This is a genomic window from Caballeronia sp. J97 (genome assembly GCF_905220305.1).
Classification (GTDB): Bacteria; Pseudomonadota; Gammaproteobacteria; order Burkholderiales; family Burkholderiaceae; genus Caballeronia.
Genome location: NZ_CAJMZL010000028.1, coordinates 1 through 22,707 on the forward strand (window position 1 = coordinate 1; position 22,707 = coordinate 22,707).

The window sequence follows — 22,707 nt, forward strand, 5'->3', positions numbered from 1 at the left end:
TAAAAAAAATCGGGATCCGCCAAAAAGCCAAACAACCCCCCGCCCCCGCAGCAAAAAAGCAACCGCAGGGGCAACCAAAAAACCCCTCAAGCCGCCTTCAACAACCCATGCGGATCGATGACAAACTTGCGCGGCGCCCCGCCATCGAACTTGCGGTACCCATCCGGCGCTTCATCGAGCGAAACGACCGTCACATTGACGATATCCGCAATCGGCAGCCGATCCCAAAGAATCGCCTGCATCAGATTGCGGTTGTACTTCATGACCGGCGTCTGCCCCGTGTGAAACGAATGCGACTTCGCCCAGCCGAGACCGAAGCGGATGCTCAAACTGCCCTTCCTCGCGGCGGCATCCACCGCGCCGGGATCGTCGGTCACATAGAGTCCCGGAATGCCGATCGCGCCCGCCGCCTTGGTGATTTCCATCAGCGAGTTGAGCACCGTCGCGGGCGCTTCATGGCCGCTGTCGCTGCCGTGTCCGTGCGCCTCGAAGCCCACGCAGTCAACGGCGCAGTCCACTTCCGGCTTGCCGAGAATCTGCTCGATCTGCTCGCCGAGGGTCGCGTCCTTCGACAAATTGATCGTCTCGAAGCCCATCGCACGCGCATGAGCGAGCCGCTCCTCGTTCATGTCGCCGACGATCGTGCACGCCGCGCCGAGCAGGCGCGCCGATGCGGCCGCGGCCATCCCGACCGGGCCCGCGCCGGCGATATACACCGTCGAGCCCGGCCCGACGCCCGCCATGACCGCGCCGTGATAACCCGTCGGAAGAATGTCGGAGAGACAGGTGAGGTCGCGGATCTTCGACATCGCCTGCGCCTTGTCGGGAAACTTCAGCAGATTGAAGTCCGCGTACGGCACCATCACGTATTCCGCCTGGCCGCCGATCCAGCCGCCCATATCGACATAGCCATACGCGCCGCCCGCGCGCGACGGATTCACGTTCAGACACACGCCCGTATGCTGCGCCTTGCACGTCGGGCAACGGCCGCACGCGACGTTGAACGGCACCGACACGAGATCGCCGATGGCGAGCGTCTCGACATCGCGCCCCACTTCGATCACTTCGCCCGTGATCTCGTGGCCGAGCACGAGGCCGACCTCGGCGGTCGTGCGGCCGCGCACCATGTGCTGGTCCGAGCCGCAAATATTGGTGCTGACGACTCTCAGAATGACGCCGTGGCCGATGTCGCGGCCGCGTGGATCGACCATCTTCGGATAGTCGATGGATTGCACTTCGACCTTGCCCTGCCCCAGATATACGACGCCGCGATTGCTGCTCATTGATCGTCTCCTTGTTTCGTGGACGGCACGCGCGATGCATCCAGGCGATGACCGCGCCCGTGCAACGAGGGTAGCGCCGTCGTGAAGCGGCGACTGTCACTCAATGCGACGCACGTTTGACTGAAACCGACATCGCGCCCCGAAAACCTTTCGACTCGCTTTTTATTGATTGACCGTTCAAAATAAAAAAACTAGTATCGGCGCAATTCGACAGTCACCGAACCGCCATGCCCAAGCTCGGAATGCGCGAGATCCGCCGCGCGCAACTCATCGACGCCACGTTGCTGACCATCGACCAGTCGGGGCTCGCGGGCGCGACGCTCGCCTCGGTCGCGCAGCGCGCGAGCACGTCGACGGGCATCGTCAGCCATTATTTCGGCGACAAGGACGGCCTGCTCGAAGCCACGATGCGCCATGTGCTGCGCTCGCTGTGGCAGGGCACGTCGCGCCGCCGCAAGGCAGCGAAGCCCGATCCGCGCTCGAAACTGCGAGCGGTGGTCGCGGCGAATTTCGATGTCGAGCAGGTGAACGGGCCGGTCATGAAAACCTGGCTCGCGTTCTGGTCGGAGAGCATGCACAAGCCGGAGCTGCGACGCCTGCAGCGCGTGAACACACGGCGTCTCCATTCGAACCTGTGCGCCGATTTCGCGAGAACGCTGACGAAGCCCGCCGCGCGCCGTGCCGCGAGCGGTCTCGCCGCGCTGATCGACGGCCTGTGGCTGCGCGGCGCGCTGGCCGGCGAGCCGTTCGACACCAAGGGCGCGCTGCGGCTCGCCTATGAATACATCGACCTCGTGCTGGACGCGCGCGGTTGAACCATCACTCATGAAGGAGCGCGACATGTCCGCATTCGGAGAGCAACGGCTTTATATCGGCGGCGAATACGTCGATGCGACGAGCGGTGAAACCTTCGACACGCTCGATCCCGCCACGGGCGAAACGCTCGCGCGCGTGCAACAGGCATCGCAGGCCGATATCGATCGCGCGGTGCGATCGGCGCGCGAAGGCCAGCGCGCATGGGCCGCGATGACCGCGATGCAGCGCTCGCGCATCCTGCGGCGCGCGGTCGACCTGCTGCGCGCGCGCAACGACGAACTCGCCGCGCTGGAGACGCGCGACACCGGCAAGCCGATCGCGGAGACGCGCGCGGTCGATATCGTCACGGGCGCGGATGTCATCGAGTATTACGCGGGACTCGCGACGGCCATCGAAGGCGAGCAGATTCCGCTGCGCAACTCGTCGTTCCTCTATACGCGGCGCGAACCGCTCGGCGTGTGCGCGGGCATCGGCGCGTGGAATTACCCGATCCAGATCGCATGCTGGAAGTCGGCGCCCGCGCTCGCCGCCGGCAACGCGATGATCTTCAAGCCGAGCGAAGTCACGCCGCTGTCCGCGTCGAAGCTCGCGGAGATCTATATCGAAGCGGGCGTGCCCGCGGGCGTGTTCAACGTCGTGCAGGGCGACGGACGCGTCGGCGCAATGCTCGCGGAACATCCGGGCATCGAAAAGATTTCGTTCACGGGCGGCGTCGAGACCGGCAAGAAAGTGATGGCGCGCGCCGGCGGATCGACGCTCAAGGACGTGACGATGGAGCTAGGCGGCAAGTCGCCGCTCATCGTGTTCGACGATGCGAACCTCGAACGCGCCGCCGATATCGCGATGAGCGCGAACTTCTTCAGTTCGGGCCAGGTATGCACGAACGGCACGCGCGTATTCGTGGAGCGCGGGGTGATCGCCAAGTTCGAAGCGCTCGTGCTCGAGCGTGTGAAGCGCATCCGCATCGGCGCACCCGATGATCCGCGCACCAACTTCGGGCCGCTCGCGAGCGCCGCGCAACTGCACAAAGTGCTCGGCTTCATCGAGAGCGGCAAGCGCGAAGGCGCACGGCTCGTCGCGGGCGGCGCGCGCATGACCGATGGCGCGTTCGCGCACGGACAGTATGTCGAGCCGACCGTGTTCGCCGATTGCCACGACGACATGCGCATCGTGCGTGAGGAGATCTTCGGGCCGGTGATGAGCATTCTCGCGTTCGATGACGAAGACGAAGTCATCGCGCGCGCCAACGACACCGACTACGGTCTCGCGGCGGGCGTCGTGACGGAGAACCTGTCGCGCGCGCATCGCGTGATACATCGGCTCGAAGCGGGCATCTGCTGGATCAACACGTGGGGCGAGTCGCCGGCCGAAATGCCCGTCGGCGGATACAAGCAGTCGGGCATCGGGCGCGAGAACGGCATCGTCACGTTGAATGCCTATACGCGCATCAAGTCCGTGCAGGTCGAGCTCGGCCCCTATCAGCCCGTGTTTTGAGGAGCATTGCGATGAGCGTGAACGAATACGATTACATCATCGTCGGGGCGGGATCGGCGGGCAACGTGCTTGCGTCGCGTCTCACCGAGGACGAGGACGTGACCGTGCTGCTGCTCGAAGCGGGCGGGCCGGATTATCGCTTCGACTTTCGCACGCAGATGCCCGCGGCGCTGGCTTATCCGTTGCAGGGGCGGCGCTATAACTGGGCCTATGAAACCGAACCCGAACCGCACATGAACAACCGGCGCATGGAATGCGGGCGCGGCAAGGGGCTGGGCGGATCGTCGCTCATCAACGGCATGTGCTATATCCGCGGCAATGCGCTCGATTACGACAACTGGGCGTCGATGCCCGGTCTCGGGAACTGGAGCTATCTCGACTGCCTGCCGTATTTTCGCAAGGCGGAGACGCGCGATATCGGGCCGAACGCGTATCACGGCGGCGACGGTCCCGTGCATGTGACGACGAGCAAGCCCGGCAACAATCCGCTCTTCGCCGCGATGGTCGAGGCCGGCGTGCAGGCGGGCTATCCGCGCACCGAGGACCTGAACGGTTATCAGCAGGAAGGATTCGGTCCGATGGATCGCACCGTGACCGCGAACGGGCGTCGTGCGAGCACGGCGCGCGGGTATCTGGACCGCGCGAAGCATCGCGGCAATCTCACGATCGTTACGCACGCAACGACCGACCGCGTGCTGTTCTCGGGAAAGCGCGCGATCGGTGTCGCTTATCTGCATGGCGGGCAGCGCGTGAGCGCGCATGTGCGCCGTGAGGTGCTCGTGTGCAGCGGTGCGATTGCGTCGCCTCAACTGCTGCAGCGCTCGGGCGTGGGACGCTCCGCCTGGCTGAAGGAGCTGGAAATTCCCGTCGTGCACGATCTGCCGGGCGTAGGTGAGAATTTACAGGATCACCTCGAGATGTATATGCAGTACGAATGCAAGGAGCCGGTGTCGTTGTATCCGGCGCTGCAATGGTGGAATCAGCCGGCCATCGGGCTCGAATGGATGTTGAACGGGACGGGCGTCGGCGCGAGCAATCAGTTCGAAGCGGGCGGTTTTATCCGCACACGCGATGATGATTTGTGGCCGAACATCCAGTATCACTTTTTGCCGGTCGCGATCAATTACAACGGTTCGAACCCGATCAGGATGCATGGTTTTCAGGCGCATGTCGGATCGATGCGTTCGCCGAGCCGCGGGCGCGTGAAGCTCAAGTCGCGCGATCCGAATGCGCATCCGGGCATCCTTTTCAACTACATGGCCGATCCGCTGGACTGGCGCGAGTTTCGCGATGCGATTCGCATCACGCGCGACATCATGCGGCAGCCTGCGTTGGCGCGGTATCGCGGGCGGGAGCTTCATCCGTCCGATGATCTGCAAAGCGACGCGGAACTCGATGCTTTCGTAAAGGCGAAGGCCGAGACGGCTTTTCATCCTTCGTGCTCCTGCAAGATGGGATACGACGATATGGCGGTCGTGGATGGCGAGGGACGCGTGCATGGGATGGAAGGACTGCGCGTCGTCGATGCATCGATCATGCCGCAGATCACAACCGGCAATCTCAATGCGCCGACGATCATGCTGGCGGAGAAGATTGCGGATCGGATCAGGGGAAGGGAGGCTTTGGAGCGGGTGCCGACGCCTTATTTTGTGGCCAGGGGAAAAAGGGCGCGGGATGGGGAGGTGGTGTGGCGGAGAGTGGTGAGGGTTTGAGGGGGGGCTGGGGTGGGGGGGTGCTGCGGGGCGTGCCTGGCGTGATGAACTCACACTGGGCGCTATCTTCGCGGAGGCGGAGGAACCATGAGCACTTCCGGGTCGAGCAGACGCTTCATGGGTCTATCTCCGCGCACACGGAGGAACCTCAATGCGGCCGTTGCTGCGATCCTTTGCAAACGGTCTATCTCCGCGCACGCGGAGGAACCGCCCGAGGTCGCGAACTCGGGAATAGTCACGACGGTCTATCTCCGCGCACGCGGAGGAACCTGCGACATCAAGGCGCCATCCGTGAGCGACTGGGGTCTATCTCCGCTCACGCAGAGGAACCCATTGGCCGCTCGCGCAATAGCCGCTCGCGTCGGGTCTATCTCCGCGCACGCGGAGGAACCGGCCACGAGGTGAGCTCGACATCGATAATCTCGGGTCTATCTCCGCGCACGCGGAGGAACCTCACTCACGACTGTCGGCGTCGCGCTCTTGTCGGGTCTATCTCCGCGCACGCGGAGGAACCAAAACGCCCTGCGCTTCGGTCATCTTTTTCAGGGGTCTATCTCCGCGCACGCGGAGGAACCGTCTACGGCTTACCGCGCGGATGGGTCGATCGAGGTCTATCTCCGCGCACGCGGAGGAACCCCGCTCGGGCCGTATGACGCTGAATGCCTCGTGGGTCTATCTCCGCGCACGCGGAGGAACCCGCGCTGTTCCTCGTCGCGCTTGTACTATTCGAGGTCTATCTCCGCGCACGCGGAGGAACCCCCGTCGGCGGGACCTCTTGGCCGGGCGCCACAGGTCTATCTCCGCGCACGCGGAGGAACCTGCGCCCGCTCGCGTGGTACAGGCACCATCCCGAGGTCTATCTCCGCGCATGCGGAGGAACCAGAGATGCGCGATCGCCATTGGACAGACTGTTAGGTCTATCTCCGCGCATGCGGAGGAACCCGCTCGACTGTGTACAGCATCGGCCTCCAGAAGGGTCTATCTCCGCGCATGCGGAGGAACCGAACGCAGGGCTCGACGAGGGCCTCAGGAAACGGGTCTATCTCCGCGCATGCGGAGGAACCGAACGCAGGGCTCGACGAGGGCCTCAGGAAACGGGTCTATCTCCGCGCATGCGGAGGAACCCGGCAAGGCACGGAGTTGTAGGAGCATCAGAGCGGTCTATCTCCGCGCACGCGGAGGAACCCGGGCAGATCGCTGGGCAGTACGAATGGATCGAGGTCTATCTCCGCGCACGCGGAGGAACCCACTTCACCGACGGCCAGGCGAAAGCAATCCGCGGTCTATCTCCGCGCACGCGGAGGAACCCAGGGCACGAACGGCTTCATCCTGCGCCAGCCGGGTCTATCTCCGCGCACGCGGAGGAACCCGATCAACGCGCTCACAACTTCACCTCGCCAAAGGTCTATCTCCGCGCACGCGGAGGAACCGTCGCAAGCGGGCACGGGGGCGATTGAGACCGGGGTCTATCTCCGCGCACGCGGAGGAACCTGATTGATCTCGCATATCAGACCGCTCAACGCTGGTCTATCTCCGCGCACGCGGAGGAACCTCTTGAAGCGCGACGCGCTCCGGCAAACCGCAAGGTCTATCTCCGCGCACGCGGAGGAACCGGCTCGTACGAGAACGCCTCTCGGCAATCAATCGGTCTATCTCCGCGCACGCGGAGGAACCCTGATCCGGTGCCAGTGCCGCGATGGCTGCTCGGGTCTATCTCCGCGCACGCGGAGGAACCCTCCGCCGCTGTCTCGACATCGGGCTGAAGAAGGGTCTATCTCCGCGCACGCGGAGGAACCCCTACCTCATAACCTCATGATCGCAAAGACAAAACCGCCAAATCGATCCAATCTCAAAATCAAGTTTTCAAAGAACGATTTGCGCGCCTAACCCGCAAACACGCGCCGCACGACATACATCCCGTCGATATCGACAAGCTCGCGCGGCGGCGCACCGAGATGCGCGATCCCGATGCCGCCCACCGCATCCAGATCCCGCCACACCATCACGACGCTGCCTCGCGGCTCATGCCCGTGCCAATCAGCAAGCACTGACCACGTCCTCTCGCGCACGCCCTTGTTCATGCGCGGCGCGACATACACGCCCGCCGAAACCTCCAGCATCACCGACGCGAGAAAGCCGCGAAACCGGTCCGCGACATCAGACGTCACCACCACGGCCAGCGCCATCGCTCTCCTCCAGAGTCTCATCCAGCCGCAGCACCTGCTTCACGCGATCGATCATCGCCGGAATGACGGCCTTCTTGCGAAACACGCGCGCCGCCTCGCGCCGCACCAGCCGGTCGACGGTCTGTTCGCTGCGCTCCGCCTGCTTCGCCGCGGCGAACGCGATGGAAAGCGTGATGTCATCGCGAAACAGATCGGCGATATCGAGCACGAAAGCCTGCCCCGAATCTTCGTGGATGAACCCAAGTTGCGGTATCGCCGCCAGCGCCTGCACAGCGATGGCAGCAGCCGCCTGCACCGCCGTCGCCGCGTGATTGATCGCCTGATTCGGCAGATCGGCGGCCTCGGGGTTCGCGCGATCATAACGACGCCCGTCCCAGTCGATGCCGAACTGCTGCGCCCGCAACCGATAAGTCGCCTTGACGCGCGCGCCTTCGATGCCGCGAAGCGTGTCGAGATTGCGATGCGGCAGCACTTCGCCGAGCCGCAACGCATACATGTGCCGCGCGACGGACAGACGCCGTCGCGGATTGCCCCATAACTCCGCCTGCCGACGCGCAACGCTCGAACGATCCGCCATCAGCGGCGGCGCAGTGTAAGTGCGCACGCCGTCGACGCCCACCGCCGCGAGCAGCGTCCCGTGACGCGCGAGCAGACGCAGCGCGTCGTGCGTCACGCTACTGCCCGGGCCGAGCAAGATCATCGACACCGACTGATGCGGGATCTGATCGGCGTGCTGCCCGCTCGCGAAGTGCAGGCATCCGTCGATCACGTTCAGCTCGCCGCGCTCGAGCCACACAAGACCGTGACGGTCCGCGTGAGGAACGCGCGAAGTATCGAGCCCGAGCCGGCCTTTCAGCACGGCCTCCCTCCGCCACTCATGCCGATATGGACGCAGGCTTGAGCAGCAACATCCCGAACCCGAACGCGCGATGACGCCCGACACCGCGCGTAAGCAGTCGCGCGAACGCCTCCGTATTTTCGACGCGAAGATGGCCGCTGAAGGTGGCATCCGGACCGATGATAGTGTGCGGCGTGCGACCCCGGTCGCTCTGCGCATTCGACTGAGTCAGGCGCATCACGGGCGTGAGTTGAAAGCGCGTCATGCGCGCTTCGATCAGCTCTGCGGCGCCCGACGTGCCGAACTGCTCGGCGAGCCATCGCACATAGACCTCCTCGCGCGTGAGATCCTTCTCATCGTCCCTGCGCGCTTCGTATTCGCGATATGCATCGCGCTCGGTCCCGTGCTTTCGCTCGGCCGCCTTGAAACGACGCATGGGCCGCACGCGGACTTCGAAGCTCAGCACGCGGCCCGCGTTCCATTGCAGCGGAAACGCGCGCACGCCGAGTCCGGGACTACGCGGTCCTGCGTCGAGACCCAGCGCGTCGGCCAGATCGGGCGCCGCGCACATCGCGGCCGCCTCGCGCAGTTCTTCGACCGAGCTTCGCGTGTAGGCCAGCAGACCAGCGCGCGCATCGCGATAGTAAAAAGGCTTCGGCACGCACGCACCGAACACGCGATGAAGTGCCGCATGCAACGCGTAACCGAGATCGCCGCCCGCCGGCAACCCGCCTTGCCGTGACGCCCACAGCACGAACTTGCGCGGATCGGGTTGGCAGTGCATCAGATTGAAGGTGGTCATGCGGATCGTTCCGATAAGTTGGCCGGGCTCGCCGAGTCCTTCAAGCGCGGATCGTTGCCCTCGAACACACGCCGCCAACCACCGTGCACGCCGGTCCTCCAGTTGCGTTCGTCGCATACGTCCTGCCATCGCGAGTGACGCAGTTCGACTTCGCCCTCGCCTTCGGGCAATTGATAGCGGAAATCGGACGCATCGGGTGCGGGCGCGCGTTGCAACGCGCCGAGCAAATCGTGCGCGTCGATCATGCCGGCGAAGACGCGCGTCATCGGCAGACAAGGCTTGCGGCCGATGAAAAGCGGGCGCTTCGGCCGATCGAGCGCGCCCGCGATGTCATCGAGCGTCGGTTGCTCATCCGCCGATTCGAGCCGCATGGCGACGAGCGCGTCGAGGTCCGCGTGATACTCGCGACGGCGCAAGTGCGGGCTCTTGTACGAGTCTTCGCCACCCTGCCGCGTCTCGGGCATGCCACGCGTCGTCCACCCTTCGTCGCGCTTGCCGAGTTGCGCTGTCTGAAAGTCGGCGAGCCGCGTGCCGCTGGCGTCGAGCCGCGTGCCCATCACGATGCGCGCCTGCAAGCGGTCGTGCGCGTCGAAATCGCCGCGATCGTAGCCGAGCGCATTGGCGATCAGGCCCGTCACCATCGACAACGCCGGAAAGTCGCGGATCACGCCGTAGCTGTCGATCGTTTCGCCGCCGAACGACACGAGCGGTGCGCGCAAGCGCATCAGCAGATGCCGCCGCATCTCACGCCCCTTCCACGATGCGATTCCGTACCCATTTGCCGAGTTGATCGAGTGAGAGGCGTTGAGCCTTCGGCATCGGCGTCTCGTCGTCGAGCGCGAGATAGCGCCGATCGAGCGGCGCGCCATACGCGGCATCGTGCTTGTCGATTTCTCGCGCGAGTTGCCCGATCGCCAGCTCGCGGATATTCCCGCCCTTCAGTTTCAGCGCCGTTTCGAACGCGCCGGCGAGACTGCGCGGCTGCCAGTCGCCCGTTTCGACGAGCATCAGGCTCGCGTGGCCGAACGGCGCGGTCGAACCGCGCTTCGCGCCGGGACTGACGGTCGCGATCAGATGCAGCAGGTTCTCGACGACCTGTCCCGCCAGTTCGCGCCGCTCGGGATGCGCATCGAAGCATTCGGCCATGCCGATGCCTTCGAGATTCGCCACCAATTGCGGCAAGTCCACGACGACGTAGCCATAGTAGAGACCCGACGCGAGCTCCGTGTCGAAGATGCCCGCGGAGCCGCGCTCGCCGCTCTCGCGCAAAAGGTCGTCGACGACGGTGAAATAGTCGTTCTCCACCTGCGCCTCGTGGACGGTGAACGCATGCGCGACGTACACGGCGGCATCGCGCGATGCGAGCACATCCGATGTAACCATGCGGCCAAAAAGCGCCGCTTCGAGGCCGCTGCCATGCCTGAGCGCTTCGATGTTCGACTTCTCGTCCTTGAGCAATCCGGCAATGGCGGAGGTCAAGGTCTTTTCGTCCTCGCATTCTCGCGCCAGCGTCGCGCAACGCTGCACGAGATAGTCGATTTCCGCCTTGCCGAGCAGCACGGCCTGGCCCGTTTCCAGCGCCTCCTTGCCTTTGAGGTTCTTGCCGCCCTTGTCGAGGAGACCTGCATCGCGCAAGGCTTCGGCGGCGGTCTGAGCGAGGTTCTCGGGCACGCCCTGTTTGATCAGCTCGTCGCGGATCAGCGTGAGCGTGACGCGCGAACGAATGGCCATCGGCACGCCGAGTTTCACGAGCGAATGGCGATCATCCGCCGTGCGCCAATGCCGCTTCAGACATTGCGACGAGATGCGTGTGCGGATAGCGTCGCCCATCGGAAGGCGTTTGGCGAGACCCGCATCGTCACGGTTGAGAAGCGCGGCGGAGTAGCTTTGCAACGTGTGGATCTGGATGAAGCGCGGGTGGGTCATGTCTGGTCCTTCTGTTACTGAATGATTAGGCGCGTTTTCGAGCGGCGGCGATCAAGACGCTTTGGCGCTTCAGGGTTTGGTGCTCGTGAACTCGCGGACGAACTTGAGGCGCAACCGTTCCGCCCTGCGCTTGCCGATGGGATCGTCCGCATTTTCGTTGAGGACAAAGGTGCCTAGCTCGGCCCAGTTCGGCTTGATCTTCCTGCTTTCCATCAGGCGAAGCACGCGCTGCAGGAGCGGGAAAAACGCGTCGCCACGCGCATTGAAAAGCCGTGCGATGCGCGCGTCGGACACGCCCGCTCGCCGCAGTTGAGACCCGAATCGCGCGTCCGCCCCGGCCTCGTCTTCCTTCGTGGCGTGATGACCGGTCATCGCGATACCGTTCACGATCACGGCCCAACGCTTCCAGCGCTCGACGCTCAGTTGCTCGCAATTCACCTTCGCGCGATGCAATGCCCGCGTGAGCGCCGCGATCTGCTGCACGGTCAACGCTTCGGCTTCGGGGTTGAGACGCTTGAGCGCGACATAGTCCGCCTTCAGCGCGCCCTCGCCTAGCCGGCCGGCTTCGATGAAACGGGCGAGCGCTTGCGCCTGGGAGCCGTAGACGCGCGATGGTGCCCGCGCGACGCCTTCAATCTGAGCCATCTGAAACCTCTTCGAACGATTCGGGTCGCGCGGCCTTGCGCGCTTCATCGCGTTGTTTCAACACGCGGGGGATTCGATTCATCTTCTCGGACCGGAGGCCGCCGTGAAAGCGCGACAGCGCCGCGGCGCGCGCGGGATAAACACGCTCCGCGCTTCGCGGGCCCGTGACGAATGCCTGCTCCAGCACCTCGGCGGCGCGATCGGCGAGCGCGAGGAGCCATCGGTCGTGTACGGCGACTCGGTCGTCGGCTTCGAGTTCCTCTCCGAGATCGTCGAAGAACCGACGGTCTTCTCCTTGCTCGAACGCACTCGCGAAATCGCTGGCTTTGTTCTGGGTGTCATCGCTTACGCTCTTTTCCCCATTGCCCAGCAGCGCGCACAACGCGCTCCAGAGTATCTTGCGGACCGCGCCGATGGCCTCGATGCGCTCCTTCGCTGCCTCGGCGATCTCATCCGTCCTCTTCTGCCGGAGCGCCTTGCTCATCTTCTTCGTAATGGGAATGCGCCGTTCGTGATACCCCTCGGTCTTTCCCTGACCACGCGCGATGCCTTGAGCGAGGATATACACGCCTTCTTTTCCGTCGTCGTCGTAAATAACGCGCGCGACGTTCGACTCATCGTCGTCGGAAAACGCGAGCTTGCTTGCGAGCTTGTAGTCGAAACCTCTGGCCGTGATCGAAAGCGCCTTGCCCTCCGCAACGTTGATCGGCGTCCAGACATCGCCCGTGATGCCCAAACGCTCTTTCGCGGCAATGCGCACGACTTTGCTGCCCGTGGCGATCGCCCAGAGCGTGCCGCCTTGCGCCTGCATGCGCACGCGCCGACACACTTCGATATAGAAAGGATCGAGTTCGCTGAACGACAGGCTGCCGTTGCCGTCCCAGGGTTGCAGCCACACGAGCGCGACGCCGCCTTTCTCCTTCAGTTCCTGTTTATCGATGATCCTCTTGCGGCTTCGTATGAGAAGTTGTACATCGCGCGCCCAGCGCTTTCCCCAACGCCCCGACGGCACAACACCGAACCCCGGACGACTCGCGAAACCACCGTTCATTCGCGATATGCCGTAGTTGCCCGAGCCAAGAAAGCCCTCTTGCGTCTGCAAGCTGACGAGCGCGTAGATCCAGTCTTCGGGCTGTGCATGGATCATGCGTTGTCCCTTCAGATCGTGATTCTTCGATGTCACCAGCATGTCGAGCGCGTCGGGCGTCGATATTCGCTTCTTCCACGTTTTGGACGTCCCGCTCTCGCACGGTGCCTGCAAAAAGGCGGGGCGATCGTCCGGCGCGACGAGCGAGAACGCCGCGCCGTCACTATCGTCGGGCGTCAATGCAAGCAGTGCTTTGCGCCAATCGTCGTTGGTTCGAAAAGGCGTCTCGCGTTCTGCGACGTGAAGCGCAATCGCCGCGATCTGCACGAGAAACGCATGCCAGGGATGACGCTGATGCGGACGCAGCGCGGGGAAATCGAAAACTTCATCGTCGTTGAAGGCAACAAACAGTTCCGGCAACGTAACGTGCCTTTCCTGGCGATTGCTGTTTCGGTAGCGAATCAGCGTTTGATCGAGCAAGCTGAACTGGATATTCATGAAAGGGCCCTAGCCTTGGCGCGCGCCGATCTTTTCGATACCGAACCGGCTGTACGAATAGCGAGCCGCGCCGAAGTCGAATTCGAAACCGCCGTCATGGCAGACGATCGAAAGCGGCTTTGCGTCCGAGTCGAGCCCGGAAGACAACATGTGATGACGGATGGCGATCTGACGCACGTCCGTGCCGAAGGGCCCGCGCACGGGCGGATCGAATTCGACGAGCCGGTCCGCCGTGCCGAGACGCGTGGCGACGCGTTCTTCACCATCCGGAAACGCGAGTTCATCGAATGGCGTGTCGTACGAAAGGGCATGGAGCCGAGCGATGGTTCGCTCAGCACTATTGACGCCATCGAATTGTTGCGCCAACTGCTTCCACGGCCCACCGAGTTCGTCCTGTATCGAACGCAGGCAATCGGGATGCGTCGCGCGTTCGACCAGCTCGCGGTTTTCCAGCGGAATCACACGACTCGGCTGCTCGCATATCAGACGACGCGTCGCTTCGATCATGCGCAAGTCAGGATAGACGCCGCCGCCATTTTTCAGCTGCCCAAGCCCGTTGCGCGGCACTTCGAGGCAATCTGCAAAGGAACCATTCGCGGGTATCAACACCCATGCGCGTGCCTCCTCGAAACCATCCGGCCTTCGATCTTTCCCTTCGCGCTTATGACGATGCAAACGGCCGATGCGCTGCAGCAGCACGTCCATCGGACAAATGTCCGTGATGAGCAAGTCCGCGTCGATATCGAGGCTTTGTTCGAGCGTCTGCGTGCCGACGACGATGCACGCCTGCGTGCTCTCGCGAACCTTGCCGATCCGCTTTTCGACGCGCGCATCGAGACGCGGTCGATCCTGACGGCTGAAGCGGCTGTGGTGCAGCGTCGGGATGCCATCGACGTCGAACAGCCATGCGCGATCGCCGGATGCGTTCACCAACGCTTCGACCGCTTTTTGCGTGGCGATTGCGGTAGGCACCGTGTTGCGGATGATCAGTACGCGCGCGCCTTGTTTCGCGGCGTCGAATGCGAGGCGCGCAACGTGCTCGTAGTCATCGATTGCGTTGAGGGTTTCCCAGTGGACCGTCTTGATCGAGCCCGAGGAAGGCAAAGCTCGAACCGCGCCACCACCGTCTGTGAGTCCGGGGTACGGCGATTGCTTTGCGTCCTCGATGCCGGGATCAGACGGGTCTTTGCTCCCGGTTGCGATACGTTGAAATTTCGCGCGCTGAGTCGACCCGAGCGTGGCCGACAGGAGCAGCGCATGTCCACCTGTCGCGAGATGCGCTTTCAAGAGTTGCTCCAGCACTTGCGACATATAGGCGTCGGATGCGTGGACTTCATCGACGACCAGCAAGGACCGGCAAAGCGCCGCATGACGCAGATGCGCATGACGCACTTTCAGGGCCGCGAGCAAGGCCTGATCGATCGTGCCTACGGCGATCGTCGCCGCAAGAAACCGCTTCGGCGACTCAGCGGCCCAGCGCTGGTGCGCCCTCGTTTCGTCGGGATCATCGGACCACAAGACTTTGAAGTCCGGCAGCACGCCTTCCTTGACATTGCCGTCCGCGCTTTCATAGCCCGGCAGGGCACGTACGACGACCGGCCCGTTCGCCGGCCAAAGGCGCGAGACGAACTTGCGGACACGCTCGTAGACCTGCGTGGCAGCCACGCGCGTAGGCAGCGCGAAATAGAGTGAATCGACCTTGCCGGCCTCGAAGAGCTTCGCGAAGCGCCACAATGCGGCTTCGGTCTTGCCACTGCCGGTTTCCGATTCGAGTATGAGAAGAGGGCCGAGCCCGTCCTCTCCGAGCGCGCTCTGAACCGGGTGTGGCGCCTTCAGTCCGAATGCGGATTCAAAAGAGAATCCGTCGTGAATCAACTGTGCGCGAAGCATCGACGTTTCGAGTCCGATGGCTGCGACGGCCTTTGACGCCCGCTCGCGCGCGTCATTCAGCGTTCGCGCGGCTCCCGGTTCGCTGTATTCGAAGAAGTCTTGGTCCGAGCCGAGCCAGTCGGCCAATTGCACGAGGCCAGCGAACAAATGAACGAACGCTGGTTTCGACGGAAGCGGCTCGCCATCCGGAGCGAACGCGAGCGGAAAATGCCGACGCAACGCATCGCCGATTTGCTTCAGCGTGTTTGCAGGACTGTAGAGCTCGCGTCCGGCGGCGTCATGCACGGGCCGCCATATCAGCGGATCGACGCCTCTCGGCTCGGGGACGGGACGACCGTGATGGCCCAAGCTCGCGAGCAGGAGATCCTCGACGCCGCCGGCCCATTTCCATATCGCTTCGATGGACAGTCCTTCAAGCAGCGCTTCATCGCAGTGGAATGCGTAGAGGGCTTCGGCACCGTGTCCCGCTTTCTCCGGCCATTCGCGCGGCGCGGCACGTTTCCAGCGTTTTGCCTGAAACCCGCTGTTAGCTTTTCCGAAATCGTGCAGATAGACAAGCACCGCGAGCCTTTCGATATCCTGAGCCCTCAATGCTCGGCCCGCGGTGGCAGTCAAGGCATCGCGAATGCGCCCGCACTGCGCGATCGCCGTGAAACACGCGGCCACATCGAGCATGTGATCGTACAACGGGTGACAAGGCGAGTGCTCGTCGCCGTCGCGCGGTCGCTTGCCCCAAGCGACGAAAGTATCGTTTTTGTTTGCCTCGGTTTGCATACGCTAATGAAGCTTGGTGATCGTCTCGGGTAAGAGATATCACGTATCGATCATTTATTTCGGATGCCTATTTTTTACGTTAAGAACTGTTTTGCTTCCATACGATTTTGCCGAATTCTTGCGGCTTGGGAACGAGCAGCCTTGTCCGTTGCGTGAAGTCCAGTTCGGATTTCTGATGTTTGACAACAGTCGGACAGCTAGCCATACTCTGCGCGGCGTGACCGTTTCTGAACATCGAAATGGTTGTTTGTTCTTTTAAATCAGAAAGATAGTAGGTAGGGGTTCCTCCGCGTGCGCGGAGATAGACCCAGACGGATATCTGGTTCCGGCTGATCGGGCGAGGTTCCTCCGCGTGCGCGGAGATAGACCCCAGAGCGTACCGGGCAATTGTCCGCCGTTCACGGTTCCTCCGCGTGCGCGGAGATAGACCTTCTGATTCGGACGTCATCAGGGATTACGCGTCGGTTCCTCCGCGTACGCGGAGATAGACCTCGTTCATGGTCGAGGCGTTCCAGGCTGCGCTCGGTTCCTCCGCGTACGCGGAGATAGACCCGCCGCCGCGAACGTGCGTGTGCCCGAACAGCCGGTTCCTCCGCGTACGCGGAGATAGACCCGCGCCGCGATATTCGGGCGGCGCATCGAAGGAGGTTCCTCCGCGTACGCGGAGATAGACCCTGGGAGCGATTGCAGTACGCGTCGATCGACGAGGTTCCTCCGCGTGCGCGGAGATAGACCCCGAAGGCGCAGCATCGGCGCACATCGGCCGATGGTGCCTCCGCGTGCGCGGAGATAGACCGTGGCGCTCTCAGCCAATCTCGCACGCTCTCGCGGTTCCTCCGCGTGCGCGGAGATAGACCGCGTAGACGTCCATGCTCAGATTCTCTGGCGCGGGTTCCTCCGCGTGCGCGGAGATAGACCCGCGCGTACCTGAAGCGCGAACGCCTCTTCGAGGGTTCCTCCGCGTACGCGGAGATAGACCTCCATCAGCTTGCTGCCCTGCACTCGCCCCCAGGGTTCCTCCGCGTACGCGGAGATAGGCCGTGGTGACAGTTGGCGCTTCCGTGGTCGCGGGCGGTTCCTCCGCGTACGCGGAGATAGACCCACATTCGGCGCGAATACCGGATTGATCGGCGCGGTTCCTCCGCGTACGCGGAGATAGACCTGCGAAGGGGCCTAGATCGGTAACGTCCACCGTGGTTCCTCCGCGTACGCGGAGATAGACCATGGAAGCCGCGCTCAAGCTCGCGCGCCAGTATGGTTCCTCCGCGTACGCGGAGATAGACCCGCGGCGAGCTCGGGATCGGCCCCGTCGTAGCTGGTTCCTCCGCGTACGCGGAGATAGACCCTCGTCGACCGTGCACTGCTGGCGCTCGCCGACGGTTCCTCCGCGTACGCGGAGATAGGCCCCGCGCGCGCCGCACCGTAGGCGACGCCTGCGCGGTTCCTCCGCGTACGCGGAGATAGACCCGCCGCGAAGCTGGTCCGCGAAACGGCCGCGCCGGTTCCTCCGCGTACGCGGAGATAGACCCGAGCACGACACGGCGGGCGGTTGCTACTTCGTGGTTCCTCCGCGTACGCGGAGATAGACCCTTTGGCTCGATAAGACGGGGCAATCCCCCTTGGGTTCCTCCGCGTACGCGGAGATAGACCCTTGCATGGGATCAATTCGCAAAAGCTGCGCCAGGTTCCTCCGCGTACGCGGAGATAGACCGTACGGTTTTGGCCATGTCGACATCGGCACGACGGTTCCTCCGCGTACGCGGAGATAGACCCAGATTTACGCTCCTCTCAACCGCAACGGGCGTGGTTCCTCCGCGTACGCGGAGATAGACCCATGCGTGAGGGTTATGTCGCCGCATGACGGGCGGTTCCTCCGCGTACGCGGAGATAGACCGCACGAAGCGCTTCGCCGAATTGCCGCGTGACCGGTTCCTCCGCGTGCGCGGAGATAGACCACCGGCGTACATCAAAGACAAGCGCGCGCCCGAGGTTCCTCCGCGTGCGCGGAGATAGACCCATCCCCACGTTGCCCATGGTGCACATCGCGTCGGCTCCTCCGCGCGCACGGAGATAAGCTCATAGCCGCGAGCATCAAAGACACCCGCCCCCTCACCCCACCCCCTCAAACCTCCCCCGCGCCGCCTTCACAACCCGCATCACCGTCTCCGCGCTCAACCGCGCGGCGACCGCCTTCACATACTCATGATGCCGCGCCTCCAGCGGCGCATCGAGATACTGCGCGTGCAGATAGCGAATCAACGCTATACGCCGATGCTTCAACGCAATGCTCCGATCCAGCAACGCGAGCGCCGCATCCGCATCGTGCTTCTTGCACGCACGCTCGGAAAGCTGCGCAACCGCATCGCGCGACGCGTTCATCGGAGCGTCGCATGATGCGCAGCGGCGCCGAGTCGCCACGCATCGAAATCCGCGCGCCGCCAGTCGAGTTCGAGACCGAGACGCCTCGTGCCCTCGCGAATCTTCGGCTTGTGCAGCGTCAGCGTGAGCGCATCGAGCGCGGGCCATTCTTCGAACGACAGCGCCGCGATCTCCACCGCGAGCGTTTCGAGCAAGCGCGTATGTCCCTTCGTTTCGAGAAACACGCTCACGCGATTGCACCACGCTTCGTAATCGATCAGCCCATCGCCCGATTCATGCGGCATGCCGCGATAGCGCAGGCTCGCATCGATGCACACCGGCTGCGGCCCCTCATGCTCGTGCTCGTACAAGCCGACGCGCGTCTGCACGATCAACTCGTCGACGATCACGCGCCAGCCCTGGCCGCCCGCGGCGAGCGGTTCGAACGGCTTCATGACAGCAGCGGCTCGGCGGCGTCGAGCATGATCTTCACGAAGTAATCGGCGAAGCTGCGGCGCACGATGATCTCGAAGCGCTCGCCACCGAGCGGCACGAGCGTCACGGATGCCTTGAAATAATGGCTCTGCGCGCACTGCCCGACACCGAAGAGCTTCGGATGCAGATCGAGCGGACATCCGCGCGAGAGCACTTCGCGCGTCTTCGGACCATCGATCTCGAGCACGGTATAACCGCTGCCGATATCCACCGCCGCCGAGAACTGGCCGGCGAACGCGTCGCGCAGCTTCGCTTCGAGCGGAGCGGGACGCGACGCGTCATGCGCCGTATCGGAATGCACGAGCCATTCATCGGGGCCGAGCCACAGCATCGTGTAGCCATTGCCGCGCGCGATGGTGTTCGCCTTCTCCGGCGGCACGCAGCCGATCACGTTCTGCACCGCCTTCACGAACGCAGGATCACGCGTATCGCCGCGTACGTTCACGAGTTCGAGAAACGGCCGCTCCGTCAGGCGAAACGTCTTCGGCGAGCCGCCCTGATGCGCCTTCATCAACGCATCGGCGCCGACGAGCGGAGATTCCTGCCACACGCCCTGCCCGCTGATGGCACGGTCGACGACCGTCGCGGATGCCTTGATCTCATTCAACATGCTGACGTGCTCCTTCGCTGTCGTAGAACACCGAACTGGTGATTTTTGCGTTGACCCGCTGGCCGTTCGCGAGCGGAATCATGACCGATTCGCCGATCTTGTCGAGACCGCCCTTCACGACGGCCAGCGCAATCGAGCGCTTCAAAACAGGGCTGTAGTAGCTCGACGTGACATGCCCGAGCATCGGCGCGGTGTCGCCCTGGAACGGACCCGCGACGATCTGCGCGCCCTCCGGCAGCACGAACGAAGGATCATCGGTCAACAGGCCGACGAACTGCTTGCGTCCTTGTTTTGCAGTATCGGAACGCGTGAGCGAGCGCTTGCCGATGAAGTCCTTCGACTTCGCAACCAGGCCGCCCATGCCGAGGTCATAAGGCGTCATCGAGCCGTCCGTATCCTGTCCGACGATGATGTAGCCCTTCTCCGCGCGCAGCACGTGCATCGTTTCCGTGCCGTACGGCGTGATGTCGAACTCGGCGCCCGCCACCATGAGCGCTTCCCACACCGCGCGCCCGACGTTCGCGGGCACGTTCACTTCATACGCGAGCTCGCCCGAGAAGCTGATGCGCATCACGCGCGCCGATGCGCCCGCCACCGTGCCGTCGCGATAGCTCATGAACGGGAACGCCGCGTTCGCGAAGTCGATGTCGTGACACACCTTCTGCAGCACCTTGCGGCTGTTCGGGCCGACGACCGCGAACGTCGCCCAATGATCGGTCACCGATGCGAGACGCACGCGCATGTCGGGCCATTCGGTCTGCAGCCAGCGTTCGAGCCACGTGAGCACGCGCGCCGCGCCGCCGGTGGTCGTCGTCATCATGTAGTGCTGTTCGCCGAGGCGCACCGTGACGCCGTCGTCGAAGATCATGCCGTTCTCGTCCAGCATCAGGCCATAGCGGCACTTGCCGACTTCGAGCTTGCTCCACGGATTCGTGTACATCCAGTTCAGCAGCTTCGCGGAATCCGGGCCTTGAATGTCGATCTTGCCGAGCGTCGACGCATCGAGAATGCCCACGCTCTGACGCACCGCGAGCGATTCGCGCGCGACCGCCGCATGCATGTCCTCGCCCGCCTTCGGGTAATACCAAGGACGCTTCCAGTTGCCGACGTCCTCGAACATCGCGCCGTTCTCGACGTGCCATTCATGGATCGCGGTCTTGCGCACCGGATCGAGAAACTCGCCCAGCTCGCGGCCCGCGAACGTGCCGAAAGTGACAGGGGTGTAATTCGGGCGGAACGTCGTCGTGCCGGTCTCGGGAATCGCCTTGCCCAGCGCCTGCGCGAGAATCGCCATGCCGTTGATGTTGCCGAGCTTGCCCTGATCGGTGCCGAAGCCCATCGCCGTATACCGCTTCACGTGCTCGACGGATTCGAAGCCTTCGCGCGCCGCCAGATAGATGTCCGCGGCGGACACGTCGTTCTGGAAGTCGACGAACTGCTTCGGGCCGCGCGTCGACATTTCCTTGTCGCCGACGATCCACAGCGGCAGCATCGGCGCTTCGACGATTTCAGCCACTTTCACGGGCTGCGGCTTCGCGACGATATGACCCGCCGCGCGCGCGGCCTCCGCGCCTGCTTCCATGCCTGAGCGCAGACCGCGCGCCAGCGTGAACTCGCCCGCGCATGCGCCGACGCTGCTTTCCGCCTGCATCGCCTTGCCCGGCACGAAGCACGCTTTTTCTTCGTGCCAGTGCGCCTTGCCGCCCGATTGCGCGAAGAGGTGCAGCACCGGGCTCCAGCCGCCCGACATCGCGATGAGATCGCAGGGCAGCTCCGTCTGCTTCTGGCCGACCTGGCCGTTCGCATACGAAGCCACTTCGACTGAAGCGACACGCAGCTTGCCGCGCGCAACGGTGATCACCGCGTTGTTCATCACGCGCACGCCGTAACGGCGCGCGGCTGCGGGCAGCGTGCCCTTCGATTCGGCCGGACGCGGATCGACGACGGTCACGTCGGCGCCCGCCGCCTTCAGATCGAGCGCGCATTGATACGCGTCGTCGTTGTTCGTGAACACGACTGCCTGACGGCCCGGCAGCACCGCATAGCGATGCAGATACGTCGACACCGCGGACGCCAGCATGATGCCCGGCAGATCGTTGTTGCCGAAGACGATCGGACGCTCGTGCGCGCCGGTCGCGAGCACGACGCGCTTCGCGCGCACCTTCCACATCAGTTCGCGCGTGCCGCTGCGCCGGGAAACCGGCAGATGTTCCGTCAGGCGCTGCGTGATCGTGACGAGGTTGTGATCCTGATAACCGAACGCCGTGCTGCGCGAAAGAATCTTCACGTCGGGCATCTTGCGCAGTTCGGCTTCGATCTTCTGCACCCATTGCAGCGCGGGCTTGCCATCGATCTCCGCGCGGCACGACAGCAGCGAACCGCCCAGCTCGCGCTGATCGTCGACGAGAATCACGCGCGCGCCCGACAAGCCGGCCGCATGCGCCGCCGCGAGACCCGAAGGTCCGCCGCCGACCACGAGCACGTCGCAATGCGCGAAGCACTTGTCGTAGCGATCGGCATCGAGTTGCTTCGGCGCTTCGCCCAGACCCGCTGCATCGCGGATCACTTCTTCGTACTTCGGCCAGAACTTGCGCGGCCACATGAAGGTCTTGTAGTAGAAGCCCGCGGGAATGAAGCGCGCGATCTTCTGATTGACCGCCATGCGATCGTTCTCGATGTTCGGCTTCGCGTTCACGCTTTGCGCGACGAGCCCCTGATAAAGCTCGACTTCGGTCGCGCGCGCATTCGGCACCGTGTAAGCGCCGGTTTCGAGCTGCACGACGGCATTCGGCTCTTCCACGCCCGCCGTGATGATCCCGCGCGGACGGTGATATTTCCAGCTGCGCGCAACGAAGCGTTCGCCGTTCGCGAGCAACGCGGACGCGAGCGTATCGCCTTCGAAGCCCTGATACGTCTTGCCGTTGAACGTGAAGGTGACGGGAATCGCGCGATTGATGCGCCCGCCCATGCCGAGTCGGTCTTTCTGGCTCATTTCGACGTGCCTCCGTTGTCATTCATCACAGCCAGCGGACGGTCGAACGTCTCGTAGCCCTGGATCTCGTAACTCACCGTGTCGCGCTGCACCTTGAACCAGCGGCGGCAGCCTTGCGCGTGCATCCATTGCTCGCGATGCACGCCGCGCGGATTCCTGCGCATGAAGAGGTAGTCGCCCCATTCCTTGTCGGAGAGCTTTTCGGTGTCGAGCGGACGCGCGATGTCCGCTTCGCCGCCGCAGGAAAATTCGGTTTCGGCGCGCGGCCCGCACCAGGGGCATTCGATCAGCAACATGGTTT

General features: G+C 63.7%; 17 protein-coding genes, 1 pseudogene and 2 CRISPR repeat arrays. Of the genes and pseudogenes, 3 read left to right on the plus strand and 15 right to left on the minus strand.

Annotation, left to right across the window (positions count from 1 at the left end; translation table 11 throughout):
* Nucleotides 1-86 precede the first annotated feature (86 nt).
* On the minus strand, nucleotides 87-1,283 hold the full coding sequence (fdhA, locus tag U4Y90_RS27575) for a formaldehyde dehydrogenase, glutathione-independent (RefSeq protein WP_321799381.1): 1,197 nt from the start codon (nucleotides 1,281-1,283) through the stop codon (nucleotides 87-89).
* 227 nt (nucleotides 1,284-1,510) lie between these two features.
* Between fdhA and betI the strand changes: the two genes are divergently transcribed.
* Genes betI through betA form a run of 3 tightly spaced genes read left to right on the plus strand, consistent with a single transcriptional unit; the run spans nucleotide 1,511 to nucleotide 5,305 of the window.
* Complete coding sequence (betI, locus tag U4Y90_RS27580; RefSeq protein WP_321799383.1) at nucleotides 1,511-2,098, plus strand: transcriptional regulator BetI; 588 nt, start codon at nucleotides 1,511-1,513, stop codon at nucleotides 2,096-2,098.
* A gap of 25 nt (nucleotides 2,099-2,123) precedes the next feature.
* Nucleotides 2,124-3,593: a betaine-aldehyde dehydrogenase gene (betB, locus tag U4Y90_RS27585; RefSeq protein WP_321799384.1), complete on the plus strand. Its 1,470-nt coding sequence runs from the start codon at nucleotides 2,124-2,126 to the stop codon at nucleotides 3,591-3,593.
* Between the two features lie 11 nt (nucleotides 3,594-3,604).
* Nucleotides 3,605-5,305 carry a choline dehydrogenase gene (gene betA / locus U4Y90_RS27590; protein WP_321799386.1) on the plus strand — a complete coding sequence of 567 codons (1,701 nt, stop codon included), beginning with the start codon at nucleotides 3,605-3,607 and terminating at the stop codon, nucleotides 5,303-5,305.
* 59 nt (nucleotides 5,306-5,364) lie between these two features.
* Nucleotides 5,365-7,101: a CRISPR direct-repeat array (repeat unit 28 nt; unit sequence GGTCTATCTCCGCGCACGCGGAGGAACC).
* 87 nt (nucleotides 7,102-7,188) lie between these two features.
* Here betA and cas2e read toward each other — a convergent pair.
* The 14 genes and pseudogenes from cas2e to U4Y90_RS27660 all read right to left on the minus strand — a co-directional run bounded on the left by cas2e (nucleotide 7,189) and on the right by U4Y90_RS27660 (nucleotide 22,702).
* Nucleotides 7,189-7,491 carry a type I-E CRISPR-associated endoribonuclease Cas2e gene (gene cas2e, locus U4Y90_RS27595; RefSeq protein WP_321799388.1) on the minus strand — a complete coding sequence of 101 codons (303 nt, stop codon included), beginning with the start codon at nucleotides 7,489-7,491 and terminating at the stop codon, nucleotides 7,189-7,191.
* The gene (gene cas1e, locus U4Y90_RS27600; protein WP_321799389.1) at nucleotides 7,463-8,350 is read right to left on the minus strand and encodes a type I-E CRISPR-associated endonuclease Cas1e; all 888 of its coding nucleotides are present in this window, start codon (nucleotides 8,348-8,350) and stop codon (nucleotides 7,463-7,465) included. Before cas1e ends, cas2e begins: the two co-directional genes overlap by 29 nt.
* Nucleotides 8,351-8,366: 16 nt before the next feature.
* Complete coding sequence (cas6e, locus tag U4Y90_RS27605; RefSeq protein WP_321799391.1) at nucleotides 8,367-9,131, minus strand: type I-E CRISPR-associated protein Cas6/Cse3/CasE; 765 nt, start codon at nucleotides 9,129-9,131, stop codon at nucleotides 8,367-8,369.
* Nucleotides 9,128-9,874 (minus strand): type I-E CRISPR-associated protein Cas5/CasD, encoded by a 747-nt coding sequence (gene cas5e / locus U4Y90_RS27610; RefSeq protein WP_321799393.1) that lies wholly within the window; start codon nucleotides 9,872-9,874, stop codon nucleotides 9,128-9,130. The genes cas6e and cas5e overlap by 4 nt, the downstream gene beginning before the upstream one ends.
* Nucleotide 9,875: 1 nt before the next feature.
* Nucleotides 9,876-11,057, minus strand: a complete 1,182-nt coding sequence (gene cas7e, locus U4Y90_RS27615; protein WP_321799395.1) for a type I-E CRISPR-associated protein Cas7/Cse4/CasC — start codon at nucleotides 11,055-11,057, stop codon at nucleotides 9,876-9,878.
* 69 nt (nucleotides 11,058-11,126) lie between these two features.
* Entirely contained in the window at nucleotides 11,127-11,702 is a 576-nt protein-coding gene (gene casB, locus U4Y90_RS27620; RefSeq protein WP_321799397.1) for a type I-E CRISPR-associated protein Cse2/CasB, read from the minus strand.
* Nucleotides 11,689-13,287, minus strand: a complete 1,599-nt coding sequence (gene casA / locus U4Y90_RS27625; protein ID WP_321799398.1) for a type I-E CRISPR-associated protein Cse1/CasA — start codon at nucleotides 13,285-13,287, stop codon at nucleotides 11,689-11,691. The genes casB and casA overlap by 14 nt, the downstream gene beginning before the upstream one ends.
* 9 nt (nucleotides 13,288-13,296) lie before the next feature.
* Nucleotides 13,297-15,177: a CRISPR-associated helicase Cas3' gene (gene cas3, locus U4Y90_RS27630; RefSeq protein ID WP_321799522.1), complete on the minus strand. Its 1,881-nt coding sequence runs from the start codon at nucleotides 15,175-15,177 to the stop codon at nucleotides 13,297-13,299.
* Between the two features lie 150 nt (nucleotides 15,178-15,327).
* Nucleotides 15,328-15,951, minus strand: a pseudogene (locus U4Y90_RS27635) (CRISPR-associated endonuclease Cas3''); the annotation flags it as partial.
* A 280-nt stretch (nucleotides 15,952-16,231) separates the two neighbouring features.
* A CRISPR array of direct repeats spans nucleotides 16,232-17,967; the repeat unit is 28 nt; unit sequence GGTTCCTCCGCGTGCGCGGAGATAGACC.
* Between the two features lie 93 nt (nucleotides 17,968-18,060).
* Nucleotides 18,061-18,330, minus strand: coding sequence for a hypothetical protein (locus U4Y90_RS27640; protein WP_321799400.1), 270 nt, complete (start codon nucleotides 18,328-18,330; stop codon nucleotides 18,061-18,063).
* Nucleotides 18,327-18,764: a dihydroneopterin aldolase gene (locus U4Y90_RS27645; RefSeq protein ID WP_321799402.1), complete on the minus strand. Its 438-nt coding sequence runs from the start codon at nucleotides 18,762-18,764 to the stop codon at nucleotides 18,327-18,329. Before U4Y90_RS27645 ends, U4Y90_RS27640 begins: the two co-directional genes overlap by 4 nt.
* Nucleotides 18,761-19,414 (minus strand): sarcosine oxidase subunit gamma, encoded by a 654-nt coding sequence (locus U4Y90_RS27650; protein ID WP_321799404.1) that lies wholly within the window; start codon nucleotides 19,412-19,414, stop codon nucleotides 18,761-18,763. Before U4Y90_RS27650 ends, U4Y90_RS27645 begins: the two co-directional genes overlap by 4 nt.
* Entirely contained in the window at nucleotides 19,404-22,406 is a 3,003-nt protein-coding gene (locus tag U4Y90_RS27655) for a sarcosine oxidase subunit alpha family protein (RefSeq protein ID WP_321799406.1), read from the minus strand. The genes U4Y90_RS27650 and U4Y90_RS27655 overlap by 11 nt, the downstream gene beginning before the upstream one ends.
* A complete protein-coding gene (locus tag U4Y90_RS27660; protein WP_321799408.1) occupies nucleotides 22,403-22,702 on the minus strand; it encodes a sarcosine oxidase subunit delta in 300 nt (99 codons plus the stop codon). The genes U4Y90_RS27655 and U4Y90_RS27660 overlap by 4 nt, the downstream gene beginning before the upstream one ends.
* Nucleotides 22,703-22,707 lie beyond the last annotated feature (5 nt).

Coding starts and splice junctions, on each gene's coding strand:
- cas6e (WP_321799391.1), bottom strand. CDS start 9,131: ATGACCACCTTCAATCTGATGCACTGCCAACCCGATCCGCGCAAGTTC.
- fdhA (WP_321799381.1), bottom strand. CDS start 1,283: ATGAGCAGCAATCGCGGCGTCGTATATCTGGGGCAGGGCAAGGTCGAA.
- U4Y90_RS27645 (WP_321799402.1), bottom strand. CDS start 18,764: ATGAAGCCGTTCGAACCGCTCGCCGCGGGCGGCCAGGGCTGGCGCGTG.
- U4Y90_RS27660 (WP_321799408.1), bottom strand. CDS start 22,702: ATGTTGCTGATCGAATGCCCCTGGTGCGGGCCGCGCGCCGAAACCGAA.
- cas5e (WP_321799393.1), bottom strand. CDS start 9,874: ATGCGGCGGCATCTGCTGATGCGCTTGCGCGCACCGCTCGTGTCGTTC.
- cas3 (WP_321799522.1), bottom strand. CDS start 15,177: ATGCTTCGCGCACAGTTGATTCACGACGGATTCTCTTTTGAATCCGCA.
- U4Y90_RS27655 (WP_321799406.1), bottom strand. CDS start 22,406: ATGAGCCAGAAAGACCGACTCGGCATGGGCGGGCGCATCAATCGCGCG.
- cas7e (WP_321799395.1), bottom strand. CDS start 11,057: ATGACCCACCCGCGCTTCATCCAGATCCACACGTTGCAAAGCTACTCC.
- betI (WP_321799383.1), top strand. CDS start 1,511: ATGCCCAAGCTCGGAATGCGCGAGATCCGCCGCGCGCAACTCATCGAC.
- betA (WP_321799386.1), top strand. CDS start 3,605: ATGAGCGTGAACGAATACGATTACATCATCGTCGGGGCGGGATCGGCG.
- U4Y90_RS27650 (WP_321799404.1), bottom strand. CDS start 19,414: ATGTTGAATGAGATCAAGGCATCCGCGACGGTCGTCGACCGTGCCATC.
- U4Y90_RS27640 (WP_321799400.1), bottom strand. CDS start 18,330: ATGAACGCGTCGCGCGATGCGGTTGCGCAGCTTTCCGAGCGTGCGTGC.
- cas2e (WP_321799388.1), bottom strand. CDS start 7,491: ATGGCGCTGGCCGTGGTGGTGACGTCTGATGTCGCGGACCGGTTTCGC.
- casB (WP_321799397.1), bottom strand. CDS start 11,702: ATGGCTCAGATTGAAGGCGTCGCGCGGGCACCATCGCGCGTCTACGGC.
- betB (WP_321799384.1), top strand. CDS start 2,124: ATGTCCGCATTCGGAGAGCAACGGCTTTATATCGGCGGCGAATACGTC.
- casA (WP_321799398.1), bottom strand. CDS start 13,287: ATGAATATCCAGTTCAGCTTGCTCGATCAAACGCTGATTCGCTACCGA.